General features: G+C 48.8%; 17 protein-coding genes. 3 read left to right on the top strand and 14 right to left on the bottom strand.

The features are described 5' to 3' along the window. Positions 1 to 49 precede the first annotated feature (49 nt). The 8 genes from rpmI to J4377_RS08290 all read right to left on the bottom strand — a co-directional run bounded on the left by rpmI (position 50) and on the right by J4377_RS08290 (position 7,210). Positions 50 to 244: a 50S ribosomal protein L35 gene (gene rpmI, locus J4377_RS08325; RefSeq protein WP_009724291.1), complete on the bottom strand. Its 195-nt coding sequence runs from the start codon at positions 242 to 244 to the stop codon at positions 50 to 52. An 81-nt stretch (positions 245 to 325) separates the two neighbouring features. Next, positions 326 to 865, bottom strand: a complete 540-nt coding sequence (gene infC / locus J4377_RS08320; RefSeq protein WP_083003855.1) for a translation initiation factor IF-3 — start codon at positions 863 to 865, stop codon at positions 326 to 328. A 12-nt stretch (positions 866 to 877) separates the two neighbouring features. Then, positions 878 to 2,800 (bottom strand): threonine--tRNA ligase, encoded by a 1,923-nt coding sequence (gene thrS / locus J4377_RS08315; protein ID WP_038483914.1) that lies wholly within the window; start codon positions 2,798 to 2,800, stop codon positions 878 to 880. A gap of 214 nt (positions 2,801 to 3,014) precedes the next feature. Beyond that, the gene (locus J4377_RS08310) at positions 3,015 to 3,884 is read right to left on the bottom strand and encodes an OmpA family protein (protein WP_095602860.1); all 870 of its coding nucleotides are present in this window, start codon (positions 3,882 to 3,884) and stop codon (positions 3,015 to 3,017) included. 291 nt (positions 3,885 to 4,175) lie between these two features. Continuing rightward, entirely contained in the window at positions 4,176 to 4,643 is a 468-nt protein-coding gene (locus tag J4377_RS08305) for a DUF2489 domain-containing protein (RefSeq protein WP_038483908.1), read from the bottom strand. Between the two features lie 181 nt (positions 4,644 to 4,824). Beyond that, positions 4,825 to 5,928 (bottom strand): heme A synthase, encoded by a 1,104-nt coding sequence (locus J4377_RS08300; protein WP_038483905.1) that lies wholly within the window; start codon positions 5,926 to 5,928, stop codon positions 4,825 to 4,827. 55 nt (positions 5,929 to 5,983) lie between these two features. Beyond that, positions 5,984 to 6,490: a hypothetical protein gene (locus J4377_RS08295; RefSeq protein ID WP_231656895.1), complete on the bottom strand. Its 507-nt coding sequence runs from the start codon at positions 6,488 to 6,490 to the stop codon at positions 5,984 to 5,986. Between the two features lie 9 nt (positions 6,491 to 6,499). After that, positions 6,500 to 7,210 carry an SURF1 family protein gene (locus tag J4377_RS08290; protein WP_120387002.1) on the bottom strand — a complete coding sequence of 237 codons (711 nt, stop codon included), beginning with the start codon at positions 7,208 to 7,210 and terminating at the stop codon, positions 6,500 to 6,502. On the opposite strand from J4377_RS08290, the gene J4377_RS08285 reads away from it, so the two are divergent. Next, positions 7,209 to 7,400 (top strand): DUF2909 domain-containing protein, encoded by a 192-nt coding sequence (locus tag J4377_RS08285; protein ID WP_038483896.1) that lies wholly within the window; start codon positions 7,209 to 7,211, stop codon positions 7,398 to 7,400. The genes J4377_RS08290 and J4377_RS08285 overlap by 2 nt on opposite strands. A gap of 4 nt (positions 7,401 to 7,404) precedes the next feature. Here J4377_RS08285 and J4377_RS08280 read toward each other — a convergent pair whose 3' ends face one another. The 5 genes from J4377_RS08280 to J4377_RS08260 all read right to left on the bottom strand — a co-directional run bounded on the left by J4377_RS08280 (position 7,405) and on the right by J4377_RS08260 (position 11,981). Further along, a complete protein-coding gene (locus tag J4377_RS08280) occupies positions 7,405 to 8,262 on the bottom strand; it encodes a cytochrome c oxidase subunit 3 (protein WP_038483893.1) in 858 nt (285 codons plus the stop codon). Beyond that, a complete protein-coding gene (locus J4377_RS08275; protein ID WP_038483890.1) occupies positions 8,259 to 8,849 on the bottom strand; it encodes a cytochrome c oxidase assembly protein in 591 nt (196 codons plus the stop codon). Before J4377_RS08275 ends, J4377_RS08280 begins: the two co-directional genes overlap by 4 nt. A 36-nt stretch (positions 8,850 to 8,885) precedes the next feature. Continuing rightward, positions 8,886 to 10,529: a cytochrome c oxidase subunit I gene (gene ctaD, locus J4377_RS08270; RefSeq protein WP_038483887.1), complete on the bottom strand. Its 1,644-nt coding sequence runs from the start codon at positions 10,527 to 10,529 to the stop codon at positions 8,886 to 8,888. A 36-nt stretch (positions 10,530 to 10,565) separates the two neighbouring features. Then, entirely contained in the window at positions 10,566 to 11,681 is a 1,116-nt protein-coding gene (gene coxB / locus J4377_RS08265) for a cytochrome c oxidase subunit II (RefSeq protein WP_120387003.1), read from the bottom strand. Between the two features lie 126 nt (positions 11,682 to 11,807). Then, positions 11,808 to 11,981 (bottom strand): DUF2970 domain-containing protein, encoded by a 174-nt coding sequence (locus J4377_RS08260; RefSeq protein WP_084183706.1) that lies wholly within the window; start codon positions 11,979 to 11,981, stop codon positions 11,808 to 11,810. 132 nt (positions 11,982 to 12,113) lie between these two features. On the opposite strand from J4377_RS08260, the gene J4377_RS08255 reads away from it, so the two are divergent. Both J4377_RS08255 and J4377_RS08250 read left to right on the top strand, forming a co-directional pair. After that, positions 12,114 to 12,473 (top strand): hypothetical protein, encoded by a 360-nt coding sequence (locus tag J4377_RS08255; RefSeq protein WP_038483881.1) that lies wholly within the window; start codon positions 12,114 to 12,116, stop codon positions 12,471 to 12,473. A gap of 236 nt (positions 12,474 to 12,709) precedes the next feature. Further along, positions 12,710 to 12,925 (top strand): hypothetical protein, encoded by a 216-nt coding sequence (locus J4377_RS08250; RefSeq protein WP_089038333.1) that lies wholly within the window; start codon positions 12,710 to 12,712, stop codon positions 12,923 to 12,925. Between the two features lie 41 nt (positions 12,926 to 12,966). On the opposite strand, the gene hrpB is transcribed toward J4377_RS08250, so the two are convergent. After that, positions 12,967 to 15,402 (bottom strand): ATP-dependent helicase HrpB, encoded by a 2,436-nt coding sequence (hrpB, locus tag J4377_RS08245; RefSeq protein ID WP_253487874.1) that lies wholly within the window; start codon positions 15,400 to 15,402, stop codon positions 12,967 to 12,969. Positions 15,403 to 15,419: the final 17 nt, after the last annotated feature.

Below are 15,419 nucleotides of genomic sequence, written 5' to 3'. Positions count from 1 at the left end.
CCTGACTTTATGACTGAGGCTAAATGCACTCAGATAAGAAAATTCGACCTTACAGATTCGGCAGCATGCGCTGAATCAGCGCTTTGTCAGAAGCATGGATCTGCTTCATACCACGTAGCTGACGCTTACGCTTGGTCGACTTCTTGGTCAAGATGTGGCTACGGAAAGACTGCTTGTGCTTGAAGCCATTGGCGGTCTTTTTAAAGCGCTTAGCAGCGCCGCTGTTGCTTTTGATTTTCGGCATGAGAAAACTCCGCTCGATATTTTTTAGAAAACCCAGGGCCGATCAGCGCTTTCACGCTGACCCGTTAGCTTCGCCGTTGGATCACTTCTTCTTCGGGGCAATAATCATGATCATCTGGCGTCCTTCCATTTTCGGGAAAGACTCTACCGCTCCGATCTCTTCCAGGTCTGCCGCGATCCGCTCCATTAGCTTACGACCAATGTCCTGGTGCGCCATTTCACGACCACGGAAGCGCAATGTGACTTTGCCCTTGTCACCACCTTCTAGAAAGCGCGTCAGGTTTTTAAGCTTGACCTGATAATCGCCTTCGTCAGTGCCAGGACGGAATTTGACTTCCTTAACCTGGATTTGCTTCTGCTTTTTCTTTTGAGCCGCTTTCTGCTTCTTCGTCTCAAAAACAAATTTGCCATAATCCATAATCTTACAAACGATTGGATCGGCATTCGAAATTTGCACGAGGTCTAAACCGGCAGCTTCTGCACGCTCAAGCGCTTCGGTGGTGGGCACAACACCCAACTGCTCACCTTCAGCATCGATCAAACGTACTTCTTCTTCGGTAATTCTCTCGTTCATTGGTGGGCGTTTGTCTTGTGGACGCCCGCGCTGATTGCTTCGCTTGATTGCTCCGTCTCCTTAGGCAATTGACGATGTCGCCAGGGCTGCTCGCTCTGCACTGCAACGTTCGATGAATTCATCGACTGTCATTGTGCCGAGGTTTTCGCCGCTGCGAGTTCGCACGGCCACTGAGTCAGCTTCGACTTCCTTATCTCCCACCACAAGGAGATAGGGAACTTTCTGTAACGTATGCTCACGGATTTTAAAGCCGATCTTCTCGTTCCTCAAGTCCGCTTTAACTCGTAAGCCATTTTTTTGCAGCCGTTGCTCCAACTCAAGCGCATAATCACGCTGCGCATCAGTAATGGTCATCAACACAGCTTGCTGAGGTGCCAACCATAGCGGCATCGCACCAGCATAGTGCTCAATTAAGATTCCCAAGAACCGCTCAAAAGAACCTAAGATAGCACGATGAAGCATCACTGGGGTCTTTCGTGTCCCATCTTCATCAACGTATTGCGCGCCTAAGCGCCCTGGCAAATTAAAATCTAACTGTAGAGTACCACATTGCCAAACACGATTCAGGCAATCACGCAGAGCGAATTCAATTTTCGGGCCATAAAAAGCTCCCTCTCCTGGCTGAAGCTCCCAATCAAGCCCTGTCGCATTGAGCGCAGCTTCAAGCCCCTGCTCTGCTCGATCCCACATCTCTGCTTCGCCAAGAAAGTCCTCAGGTCGAGTTGACAGCTTGAGTTCAACATCCTCGAAACCAAGCGTTTTATAAACTTGTAGGGTAAGCGCAATGAATGCTTCTGCTTCTGCCTGAATTTGACCTTCGGTACAAAAAATATGCGCATCATCTTGAGTAAAGCCACGAACGCGCATCAGACCATGCAATGAGCCCGACGGTTCATTCCGGTGGCAGCTACCAAACTCTGCTAAACGTAACGGTAAATCGCGGTAGCTTTTCAGTCCCTGATTAAATACCTGTACATGACAGGGACAATTCATAGGCTTAACAGCATACTCACGTTTTTCTGACTCAGTGGTAAACATGAGCTCACTGTAGTGCCCCCAGTGCCCCGATTTCTTCCACAACGAAAGATCTACTACTTGCGGCGTTTTAATCTCTTGATAACCATGCGCTCGCTGAATTTTCCGCATGTAATCTTCCAATGCCTGGTACATCGTCCAGCCATTGGGGTGCCAAAAAACCATGCCTGGCGCTTCTTCTTGCAAATGGAAAAGATCCATCTTGCGTGCCAATTTGCGATGATCTCGCTTTTCGGCCTCTTCTAGGCGCTTCAAATAAGCTTTGAGCTGCTTCTTATCGCCCCATGCTGTACCGTAAATACGTGTCAGCATGGGGTTTGAGGCATCTCCACGCCAATATGCGCCAGCTAACTTTGTTAGCTTGAAAGCTTTCAGGTGACGCGTATTCGGCACGTGCGGCCCACGGCACATGTCGGTGTACTCTTCGTGATGATACAAACGTATTGTTGCACCCTCAGGTATATCGCGAACAATTTCCTGTTTGAACGTTTCGCCACGCTCAATAAACGTTTTCATCGCCTCGTCGCGATCAACGTACTCACGCACGACATCGTAATCACGCTCAATAAGTGCTTGCATGCGTTTTTCGATAGCTTCCAAGTCGTCAGGCGTTACCGACTTGCCGAAATCGATATCGTAATAAAAACCATCGTCAATTACTGGCCCAATGGCCATTTTGGCATCAGGATATAGCTGCTTAACCGCATGTCCAATCAAGTGGGCACAGGAATGGCGGATAATCTCAAGCCCTTCGGGGTCACGGGCGGTAATTATCGCCACTTCAGCATCTTGCTCGATCAAATCAGCAGCATCGACCAATACACCACCAATCTTGCCAGCCACACAGGCCTTGGCCAAACCAGGGCCAATGGATTCTGCAAGCTGCATGATAGAAAGTGGTGCTTCGAACGTTCTTTGGCTGCCATCCGGCAATGTTACTATGGGCATTAAGTATTCCTTGAGCGCAGTGGTGATCCATACCAAGGATCACATTTCGCTATCAATGATCGAGAGTATTAGGTGCTTTTTGAGGGTTGCCCAGCCTACCAGAATTTAGCAAGCCGTAAAATAAAACGGGAGGCATAAGCCTCCCGTTCCGTACTTAAAGGGCATTAATCACTGGCACAATGGCCCACCCCTTTAATGAAAAGCGATGCGTGACTTAGTTCCACTCATCCATTTCTACACGACGGTTTTGTGCACGACCCGCATCGGTATCATTGCTAGCAACCGGACGCTCTTCGCCGTAGCCAACAGCACGCATACGGTTGACACCTACGCCACGCTGGGCAAGGTAAGCAGCAACGGATTCCGCACGACGCTGCGACAGGTTTTTATTGTACTGAGCAGAACCGCGAGAGTCAGTGTGGCCTTCAATACTAACACGCACATCAGGATTATTGACCAGGCGCTCTGCAACACCGTCCAGAACACTTCGTGCTTGGGCAGTTAACTGTGCAGAGTCAAACTCAAAGTTTACGTCCTGCAACACAACGCTGTCAGGGCAACCCAGTGAGTTAACTGCAACACCTGCAGGAGTATTGGGGCACTGATCGCGATAATCCGGCACGCCGTCGTTATCAGAATCGAGTGGGCAGCCATTTGCATTAACAGCTACACCAGCAGGAGTTCCCGGGCACTGGTCACGGTAATCTGGCACACCGTCACCATCGGAGTCCAGCGGGCAGCCTTCAGCATCAACTGCAACGCCTGCGGGCACTTCACCATAGCTTGGGCACTGCGGTGCTACTGGCTTAGGTGTACGGTCTGCACATAGCAGGCCACCGATCGCTGCACCGGCAGTTGCGCCAATAGCGGTATTTTCATCTTCGTCAGAATTGCCGCTCGTTGCGTAAGCAATACTGCCGCCGATAACACTGCCTGCCAATCCGCAAACGAAAGGATGTTGATACCAATCGCGGTCGCTACTTGCGCTGGTTTGGCCAGATGATTGTGATGCTGAGCTGGCACAGCCCGATAAACCCACTACCAGTGCAGAACCGATTAGCAAGCCAGTCGTTGATTTTTTCATGCAAGACTCCTTCTTGATCCAATGCTGACATGGTCATAAGACCAAATCTATCCCAATGCTTCTAATTTGCGAGAGCATCCATTTTTCGCTGCTCAGCATCATGGCAATATTGTACTTTCACCATAAGGCTGAACGTTTGCCTATGATTAACGTTTAATCACCAGAAGGCAACAATGCCGAGATATCAACTTCTTGCCAATACCGACATTTTCAGCATAGCAAAATTGACGCAATAAGCGTCAAAAAACATAGGTTATCGTACTTATAGCCCCCTATGCTCGTTAAACAAGGTTAATGAAGGCCAGCAGATCCTTTAGACCTCCAGTCAATTACCTTTTTCGCTGCCTCAAGTACGGCAGGACGCATTTCATTCTCAACCGCAAGGCGCTCTTTATCTTCTTGCATTCGCTCTCGTGGCGTCAATTGCTTACGTGCAGAATGAGTTTTTAAATGCCGAGTACGATTGTATACCTCTGCAAACGCTTGAAAGTCTGGACGCTCTGTTAGGCTGGAATCAATAATCTCAAGCAAAACTTTGCATCGCCAAGACCCTTCTGTAATGTCAACTTGCTCTTGCACAAGCGCGCTAACGACAAAATCAAGATTTTCCAGGCTGTTTTGATGGGCACGACGCTCTTCATCCAGCCGAAATGCTTCTCGACGTTTAACCTCTTGGCGAAGTTTATAAGCATAAAAACCAAGCGCTGCAATGACAATAATTGCAACGATGAATAACAACAACGCTCCTGTGGAACTCATAACGCTCCTTTCACAACGGAGAGGTAGAAAGCTTGACGACAATTGTACTCCCTATTACCCCAATGAGACCACTCTCACTATTTCTTCACCTCTGCTTCCGCATAAAACTAAGGATTACACAGCAACGTTTTTCATTATCCACTCCGTAATAACCATTATTATTTTTGACGAAGCAAAACCTCTAGTTACCATCGTACGTCGAGAAAACTTGAGATGACTTTAGATAATTCACTTCATTAAGATGCTGATTAGAAGGATATTTCCAGCACCAGACAGCCCACCCCATACTCAAGGTCAAGGCAACCGCTCCAGCGGTATGTAACAAAGCCAGCCATAGAGGAAGCCACAACAACACATTAGCAATGCCAAGCGCGACTTGGGCAAAATAAGCAATTACCACCAAGGTGAGCGCTCGCCCAACAGACGCAGCCGCACGATATCGCCACCATAGCGCTAACAAGACAATTCCGAGTAGAAGCGCTCCAATACGATGTATAACGTGAATTGCAGTACGTGCATCGGCATGTAGCTGCCCGTGTAAATAATTAGGACCGACCGTTTGTGTTAGGTGGAAGCCTTCACTTATATCCATTTCTGGCCACCACTGCGTATTACAGGTCGGGAATCCTTGGCAGGCAATACCTGCATAGTTGCTGGTTACCCAGCCCCCTAAAGCAAGCTGCAAAACTAATATCAACACGCCTATTACCCAGAGCGCATTAGCATTCTTAAATAGAGAGGTATAACGTGTGGGAGAAGAAGTATGGTCGGTAGAGGTAGGTACAGGCCTTGTCAAGCTGAGCCGAATTCGCAAATGCACCCAAAAAAACAGCATCAGTACACTTAGCCCACCCAACAAATGTAAAGTAACCACTTGTGGCCAAAGCTTTAGCGTCACTGTAAAAGCGCCAAACGCGCCTTGAAGCAGAATAACAACGAGCAAGGCAATACTTACTTTCCATGGAAACCCTGGACGCTTGCGCAATGAAAAACCTAGCGCCACTACGCTTAGAACAATAAGCCCTAAAAAACTTGCTACATACCGATGAGCCATCTCTACCCATGCTTTAAAAGGCACAAGAGGTACATCAGGATGTCGTAGAGCAGCATGCTCGGCATCAGGGACTAACAGCCGCCCATAACAGCCTGGCCAGTCTGGGCACCCCAAACCAGCGTCAACTAAGCGCGTCCATGCGCCAACTAGAATCACTAACGCTGTAAGCACAGTGCCGACCAAGGTTAAACGTTTCAGCCATTGTAAGCGCCGCTCAGTAGAATATGGCACGTTGCTTCCTTACGACCTGCGAGGTCGAGCATGCAGAGTAACGGTATATTGTTCGCTATAGCGGATTAACCTTAAACAAATGACGTATATCATCGAGAATATCAGCTGCGGGCACTGCATTATTAAATGACAACGCTGGCCTGCCGAAAGGATCCATTAGCCAGACGCTATTTTCTTCTCGCCATGCAGGTTCCACTCGCCAACGACTAACCTTTTCACCTGGAAGCTCTTGCGCACTCCCGCCTATTCGCAGCCGCTCTAACCGAGGGGCTTCTCGACCTAACGCTCGATGCAGACGCCACAATTCATCCATGCGCTCATCACAAAGAGAAGTACAGTCAAACACTAGTGTCCATGCATCATTTTTTTCGGGTTGAGTACTCAGAGGCCAATCATCTAGTGCGGGTACGCTGACATGCACTTGACCATGGGCAGTATCTTCACTAGGTATGCCTATTTGCCATGTCAACATCATCCACGCAGTAACAATAGGCGCCGCGAATGCTGCAAATATAAGCAACAATTTAACTCGCGGATAACGAACTGGCTGGCGTTGCTCCATGCTTTCCCCTCAGTAACCTGTAAGACTATCTTTTGTAAGACTATCTTTGCGCAGGCGACGCCCCCCCAACACCATGACTACTGTCGCAGCAAGCGCCAACCCCCACCATTGAAAAGCATAGCCAAGATGGCGACTAGGAGGCATCACGTTAGCTTCCCACCAGGGTGCAAACACCCCCTCACCCTGGTCAGCATGTAGCCAGCCGGTGTAAGTGAAGGCTGGCAGTGTTGACTCCCACGGGGTTAAGCTGATCTGCTGCAGTCTTAGCCCTTCCTTGTTTTTGCCATATAGCGGTCCGCCGGAGCGCGCAACCTGCCACTCGCCTGAAACGGTTACGCTGCCCTCTGGAGTGTCCGCTTGTGGCGCCGCCCTACTTGGCCCTGTCTCAATAAACCCTCGCTGAATAAGCCACAACTGATCAGAACTGTCTCGGAAAGGCGTTAACACAGCCACGCCCAGGCGCCCGTCCACAATGCGGTTATCCAGATAAAGCGTGTGATTAGCAAGGTACTCTCCTTGTAAATGCAGCTCAGATCCCTCTTCTGGCATAGCAGTAGGCGATTTAACCAAAGGCGCTGCCTCCCGAGCGGCTAACAAAACTCGCTTGTCAGCGGCACGCTCCCACTGCCATAGTCCTAGGAAGATACCTAGCGAAACTAATACGCCCCAAAACACACACCAGACGTATAGACGTTGCGACCCAAAAGAGGTTTTCGTCATGTGGTTAAAGCTGCTCATTGGCCTAGTTTTTATTGGAATAGTCGCTAGCTTAGCGGCCGGCGCAGGTTTTTTATTAAAGGATGACAGCAGCTCGCGACGGCTACTAGCATCCCTTAAATGGCGCATTGGGTTAACATGTCTACTCATGGCCTTGTTAGTGTTTGGCTTCTGGTCGGGAGATTTAGGCTAATTGATTAGAAAACGTATACAAAAATAAATAACCCAACCCATACAACATCTACAAAATGCCAATACCAACAAGATGCTTCAAAACCAAAATGATGATCTTGGGCAAAGTGCCCTTTATGTATACGTATCAGCATGCTGGTTAAAATTAACGTACCTATAATGACATGAACGCCGTGAAAGCCCGTTAGAATAAAGAAAGTAGCGCCGAAGATCCCTGCTTCAAGCGTAATACCATAATGGTTGTAGGCTTCATAATATTCGACGCCCTGAATCATAATAAAACAGCAGCCCAGCAATACAGTACCTGCCAGCCAGTTTCTACACGTCTTACGTTCGCCTAATTTCAAAGCTTCATGTGCAACCGTCAATGTAATGCTCGACGTTACCAAAATTAGTGTATTGACGAGCGGCAATTGCCATGGACTTAAGACACTATCCGGGCCAGCCACCGACGAATCAGGAGGGTTTAACAACGGCCACTGAGCGACAAAATCAGGCCAAAGCAACGCAGAAACACCTTTTGCTCCTTCACCACCTAACCAGGGTATAGCGAACGTTCTTACATAGAACAGGGCACCAAAGAAAGCCGCAAAAAACATCACTTCAGAAAAAATAAACCAGCCCATCCCCCATCGGAACGAGCGATCCATCTGAGCATCGTACAATCCGCTCATTGACTCGTGAATAACATCTCTGAACCAAAGCCCCATAACTGTAATGACACAAGCCATACCGATTAGCATGAGTGGGGTACCCGTGTCGTACACAAGTTTAATTCCTGTACCCACCATCATAGCCCCGAGCGCCAGCGAGCCTAGGATAGGCCATCGACTCGTTGCAGGAACATAGTAGCCGCCACTCATATCGAATCCCCTATCGTTTTGTTGTCATTCTTCGAGATGTCTTTTACTAAGTGATGAACCGGATACAAGGTATATACCAGCGTTATCGTATTAATATCCTCTGGAAGGTCACGCGCCAGCTGGAATATCAGAGGAATCGTCAAACGCTCATCCCCTTGAAGCTGCTGCTCCTGGAAACAGAAACAGCTTACTTTTCTTAAATGCGTCGTAGCGCTTGAAGGAGAAACGCTAGGTACAGCCCGCCCCCAGCTTTCGACATGACTGTTGTTAGTAAACGTAAAATCAACTTCAGCTGTTTGGCCCGGATGCACGCGCATTTGGCGAGTTTCGACGCTCATTCGCCATGGCAACCCCGCGCTACCTCGGGTAATGAACTGCACGGTAATATAGCGGGACTGATCAACTTCTTCATGAATAATGGCTTTAGCCGTTGTATCCACTTTGCCATTAAGGCCAGTCACACTACAAAACACGTCGTAAAGAGGAACCAGTGCGAATGCAAAGGCAAACATCCCAATTAGCGCCGCCACTGTACGAATGACTGTCCGTTTAACCCCAAGTGATTGCACCGTATCGTTGACTGCCATATATCCCCCTAGACCATTTTGCTGATGGGCAGCTAATTAGTCATGGTGATGAGTACGGTTAAATACTGGCGGTGTTTCAAAGGTGTGCAACGGTGCCGGACTGGGGACGCTCCACTCTAGGTCTTCTGCACCTTCCCAAGCTTTTGCAGGTGCTTTTTTACCTCCTCTCACACACATCACCACAACCAATACAAACATCAGCTGTGACGCACCAAAAAAGAAGGCACCAATGCTGGAGAGCATATTGAAATCCGCAAATTGTAATGCATAGTCGGGGATGCGCCTTGGCATGCCCGCCAAGCCTGCGAAATGCATAGGGAAAAACGTTAGATTAACGCCAACAATAGAGCACCAGAAATGACATTGAGCAAGTCGCTCGTTAGGATAATAACCTGTCCATTTGGGTAGCCAATAATAGACGCCAGCCATAATGGCAAAAATAGCACCGGGTACTAGCACATAATGAAAATGCGCCACGACAAAGTAGGTATCGTGGTATTGGAAATCCGCAGGCGCAATTGCCAACATTAGTCCTGAGAAACCGCCTATGGTGAACAGAACCACGAAAGCCAAAGCAAACAGCATGGGCGGTTCAAAACTGATCGAGCCGCGAAACAGCGTGGTCACCCAATTAAACACTTTCACGCCTGTGGGCACGGCAATCAGCATGGTCGAGTACATGAAAAACAGCTCCGCTGTTAGCGGAAGACCGACGATAAACATATGGTGTGCCCACACTAAAAATGACAGCAGCGCGATAGCTGCCGTGGCATACACCATAGATGCGTATCCAAACAAAGGCTTACGCGCGAAAGTAGGTATGATGGCTGAGACAATACCAAAAGCTGGCAAAATCATGATGTAAACTTCAGGATGGCCAAAGAACCAAAATAAGTGCTGGAAAAGCACTGGATCACCACCACCCGCGGCGTCAAAGAAACTGGTACCGAAGTTAATATCCATCAGCATCATGGTAATAACGCCCGCTAGCACAGGCATTACCGCAATCAATAGAAAAGCCGTAATTAACCATGTCCATACGAACAGCGGCATATCCATCATGCGCATTCCAGGTGCGCGCATATTCAGAATGGTCGCAATAATATTTATAGCCCCAAGAATCGAGCTAATGCCTGCAATGTGCAGGGCTAAAATAAAAAATGTTGTGGAGGCAGGTGCGTAAGTCGTCGATAACGGCGCATAAAATGTCCAGCCAAAATTAGGCCCACCGCCCGGCATTAAGAGCGTAGAAAGTAGCAATGTAAACGCCACCGGAAGCAACCAGAAACTAAAGTTATTAAGCCTGGGCAGCGCCATATCCGGCGCACCAATCTGAAGCGGAATCATCCAATTGGCTAGCCCAGTAAACGCTGGCATTACCGCAGCAAACACCATGATTAATCCATGCATGGTGGTCATTTGGTTGAAAAATTCTGGCTCTATAAGCTGTAAACCAGGTTGAAATAGCTCGGCTCTCACCACTAGGGCAAATATGCCTCCAACAAAAAACATGGTGAGAGAAAAAATCAGGTAAAGAGAACCAATTTCTTTATGGTTGGTGGTCAGAACCCATCGTAGTATCCCTTTGGGCTGAGCCGCATGGTCGTGATGAGAATGACCGCCAGCCGCTGCAGTAGAGCTGTGTTGCAGCGAGTGTTGAGGAGGTAGTTTGGGCGCCATGAGCATCTCCGCCTGATTTATTGTTAGTACCTTAAATTATTGTGCGATACGTTCGGCCACCGTAGCTGGCTGCACCACATCACCTGTCTCATTGCCCCAAGCATTGCGGGTATAAGTAACAACAGCGGCTATTTCGACAGGGTTTAACGTACTGCGGAATGCCGGCATAGCAGCGCCAGAAACACCGTTAATAACCCGATTCATATGCCAATCTAAATCACTAATCAGTTGATTATTATTGGCTAGTGCAGGAAATGCTGGTGGCGCCCCCTGGCCTTCGCTTTGGTGACAGGAAGAACAGATAGTCTGATAAACGGTCTCTCCCCGCGCCATCAAATCCTCCATCTCCCACTCCCGGTCAACCCCCATAGCCTCTTGCTCTGCGGCTTCTTTTCGTTCTGCCAACCATGCTTCGAACTCTTCTTCTTCCATCGCATGCACAACCACTGGCATAAACCCGTGGTTAACGCCACAAAGCTCAGCACACTGGCCACGATAGATGCCCGGTTCATTAATTTTCACCCAATTCTCATTGATAAACCCAGGAATCGTATCCTGCTTAACGGCTAGTTCAGGCACCCACCAAGAGTGAATAACGTCATCCGACGTCATTAAAAAACGCACTTTACGATTAATTGGCAGTACCAATGGCTCATCTACGTCTAATAAATAGTGCTCATCTCTCGCCTCCTCGCCACGAATTTGTGCTCTTGATGTACTCATATTGGAGGTAAACGCAACATCTTCACCAAGGTATTCGTAGCGCCAGCGCCATTGTTGGCCAGTAATCATCACATCTAAATCAGCTTCTGAAGAATCGTACATACTCTTCAACGTCGCTGTCGCAGGCACGGCCATGCCAACCAAAATCAGAATAGGAATAGCGGTCCAAAGAATTTCAACAGAGGTGTGCTCATGAAAATTCGCCGCTTTTTCCCCTTTTGAGTGTCTGTATTTAAATAGTGAGTAAAACATCACCCCAAACACAATCACCCCAATGACCACGCATACCCAAAAAATCGCCATATGCAGACCAAAAATATCTTGGCTGATATCGGTGACCCCAACAGGCATATTCCAGCTATTAGCATGAGCTTGAGTGATACTGAAGGCACTGGTAATGGTTAGCAGCCATTGCCACGATAGATGCATAGAAACCTCCGTTATTATTGTTGTTCTCGCCAATCCGTTTACTTAGGTCAGGATTAACTGATTAACGTCAGTATAGAAAACATGTGGCATTCGTCACGCACAACTATCGTGGGGTGTATCAACGCTTCATCGCGACGCAATCACTGCAATCCCAACCAAGATCAAAACAAATACGAGCGTGATCACAATTCCCACTACAATAAAGGCAGCGGGGTTACCGCTAGAAAAATCCTGTTGCCGCTTGAGGTCATTTTGTACGCCTAGCAGTGCTGACAGTACTGATTTAACGACTGACCACATTGAGCCTCTCCTCGTTATCACGTATCGCGTTGCCTAAATGAGCAACTCTTCTGCATAGCTTTAGCTATAGTTGAAGATAGGAGAACCTGTGAAGAATGCCTCACAAATTGAAAAACTCGATAGGAACCTACTATGGACCATACAAACAAAAAGCAGCCCTCATCCGTCAACGACACGAACCAAGATATCGCAGCTTGGTGGCAGCATTACTGCCTATTGAGCACCATGCCAATGGTACGTTGTCAGATTGCGTGGCTTGAGAGCGTGACAGAAGCCATGCAGCTGGAGGCCGAGCTTTTCCAAGCTATCGCTAAAAGTAGCGAAAAACTGACGCTATGCCTGACTGATGACAAAGAAAACTGCAGCGCTAAGGAACTCACTGAGCATTACCAAGAAATGGTCAAAACGCTTACCGATGCTAATCTTGAGCGTTTTGCTAAGGTATCCCAGCTTTCCCATGAGTTTCGACGTAGTCTTTGGGAAGAAATCTAAGGAGCCTCTGATTAATGTGATGAGCGCAGGCCAGACAAGGCAAAAATTAACGAAAAAGCGGAGTTTACGGGTTGTAAATGAGCATTTTGAGGCAATTTTTAACGCAGTATGGCCAAGCGTAATAGTTAATCAGAGGTTTCCTAACAATTTGGGATTAAGCTTGCGACTTACTGTCGTGCCATTCACACTACGCACGCTTTGCTAAGAGCAGCTTTTGACTGGTGATGGAGCCTAATATGCCCAAATGTCGTGGATTTATTTCGTTGTTCTCGTTAATAACCGTGGTCTTAGTATCGTTGACTGGCTGCACAACTTACACTTGGCCGGATGGCTCGCAAGAGACTGTGCTGGGTGTGCCCCCAGAAGAAGAAAACCGGCGTTATGAAGAGCAGCGCGCCGACGGAGTACGCTATCGCGTGCCAGGTAAAATACCTGAAGAGCAAACGCAATGACCTTCTTCGATCTGGCTTCTCTGTAAACGGTGTTATTAACGTTACCTTCGTTTTGTAGATGCCGTTGCTTGAGCGGTAATCGGATCTTCTGGCCAGGGGTGTTTAGGGTAGCGGCCACGCATCTCTTTACGCACCTCTGGGTAGCCATTCAACCAAAAACTGCGTAAATCCTGAGTAACTTGAAGCGGCCTTTTTGCCGGTGAAAGCAGATGAATGACAACAGACACATGACCGTCCGCTACGGCGGGAGTATCCTGCCAACCAAACGCTTCCTGTAACTTCAAAGCAAGCACTGGCGGCCTTCCTGCTAGGCAGGACTCATAATCAATTGTTGCTTGATTACCACTAGGAGCCATTAATGCCGATGGCGTTAAACGCTCAAAACGGGTTTGCTCATCCCAGCTGAGTGTTGCCATTAAGTAGTTATGGAACGGCATTTTTTCTAGCTGATTGAAACGTGTAATACCCGTCATGTAGGGTGCCAGCCATACATCCAAACTGTCTAATAGCGCGCTTTCTGACCAGTCAGGCCATACGTTAGAATAAATACTCGACACTAGCGCCATTCGCCCCTGTAATTGCTTAACCTTGCCATTAAAAAGCGCTGCTGGTCGTTGCTTTAGAGCTCGCAGCAACGCCTGTTGGACCGCCTCTCCTGATAACTCCGCTAAAGGCCGACTTGCCAACACAAGTTCACCATGGCGCTGAACAGCTTCACCAAGCAGCTTTCCTTGGGCATCTGACCAAGTAACACGCTCCTCCCACTGTTGAGTTGCCGGGTAAAGGTCATTAAGCGCTGTCTGAGCAATCGGTTCTGCCAGATAAATTGCTGCCTCACTACTGGCACTCTCTACGCTAACGGCGACGATAAATGCTTCATTCGCTAGGGGGTGGCTAACGGAGAGCGTGGCAGTTTTGCCATTGGCAAGCTTGAACCGACCTGGACTGATGAATTGACCAACGCGATCCGGGTAAGCCATAGCCAGCAGATAGCTAAGCGGCTCAAGCGGTAGCTTATGTGGCATCTGAAGGCTAGCCATGTCCATAAGGCGCTTGGTTTCTCGTTGCCAGTGAGGAAATCGCCAGGGTTGGCTGAGCCGCTGAGCCAACGCATCTCTTAGCGAGCCACTGACACGCTCTCTACCCTCTAGCAGAGCTGCTAAAGCACAGGCAAGCGGTAATGCATTCAATGACACTGCCTTTGACAGCATGACCGCTAAACGAGGTTCAAGCGGCCAACGCGCACTTTGCTTACCTAGTGGTGTTAATAAACCCGCTGTATCAAGAATGCCAAGCTGACGAAGCAAAGCCTGGCTACTTTGCCATGCACCGCTAGGCGGTGGTGTCATCCAAATTAACTCTTCAGGCGATCGCGCTCCCCATACGGCAACCTCAAGCGCAAGTTTTGATAAATCAGCTTGGGCAATCTCAGGTTCACCGTAAGCAACCAGTGGCTGATCTTGAGACCACAAGCGATAACATACACCCGGCTGTTGCCGCCCTGCACGACCACGACGTTGATCAGCGCTGGCACGATTGACACGCCGAGTAGTTAGTCGAGTGAGCCCAGTTCGCGGCTGAAACAACGGCACACGCTCCAAGCCAGCGTCAATGACCACATTAACACCATCAACTGTCACGCTGGATTCCGCAATGGCCGTCGATACAATCACCCGCCGGCGAGTTTCGTGTAACTTCAATGCTGCTTGCTGCGCCTCGATAGGCATGCCGCCATGTAATGCGCGCACCTCAATATCAAAGGTGCTATTTTCCAGCATTTGCACTAGCCGTGTTATCTCTGCCACCCCAGGTAAAATCACCAACACGTCGCGGCTATCGGCATTCGCCAAGGCTTCGGTTACCACTCGGTAAGCGGCTGTGTCTAACGCTTCATCACTGCTAAAAGGGCGATAATACGTTTCAATTGGAAATTCACGCCCCGTACTTTCAATCACGGATGTATCGCTGCCCAATACACTTTTTAACGCAGCAACATCTAACGTCGCAGACATCACAATCAGTCGTAAGTCATCGCGAATGCTTTGCTGAATATCCAGTGATAGCGCCAGCCCAAGATCTGCTTCTATGCTGCGCTCATGAAACTCATCGAAGATGATACCGGCGACGCCTTCAAGCAGCGGATCATCTTGCAACATACGCGTCAGGACGCCCTGGGTGACCACCTCCAAGCGTGTGTGCGGGCCCGCTTTGCTGTCCCCTCGCATACGATAGCCAACTGTCTTACCGACAGGCTCATCAAGCTGCGCGGCCATAAAGCTTGCCGCCAAACGAGCCGCTACCCGTCGAGGCTCTAACAACACTATCTTCTGGCCCTGCGCCCACTGGCTGTTCAGCAAGGTCAGCGGAACGCGGGTTGTCTTACCCGCTCCCGGCTGGGCGATTAAGATTAGGCGGTTATGTGCAGAGAGAGCCGCCTGAATCGGCTTGAGGTGCTGTTCAATTGGAAGTGTAGACATCGCCAATATGGGCATAG

The organism is Halomonas sp. XH26 (genome assembly GCF_024138895.1).
Lineage (GTDB): Bacteria > Pseudomonadota > Gammaproteobacteria > Pseudomonadales > Halomonadaceae > Vreelandella > Vreelandella alkaliphila.
The sequence above is the reverse complement of the archived record's forward strand: the minus strand, read 5'-3'. Positions and strand labels throughout refer to the sequence as shown.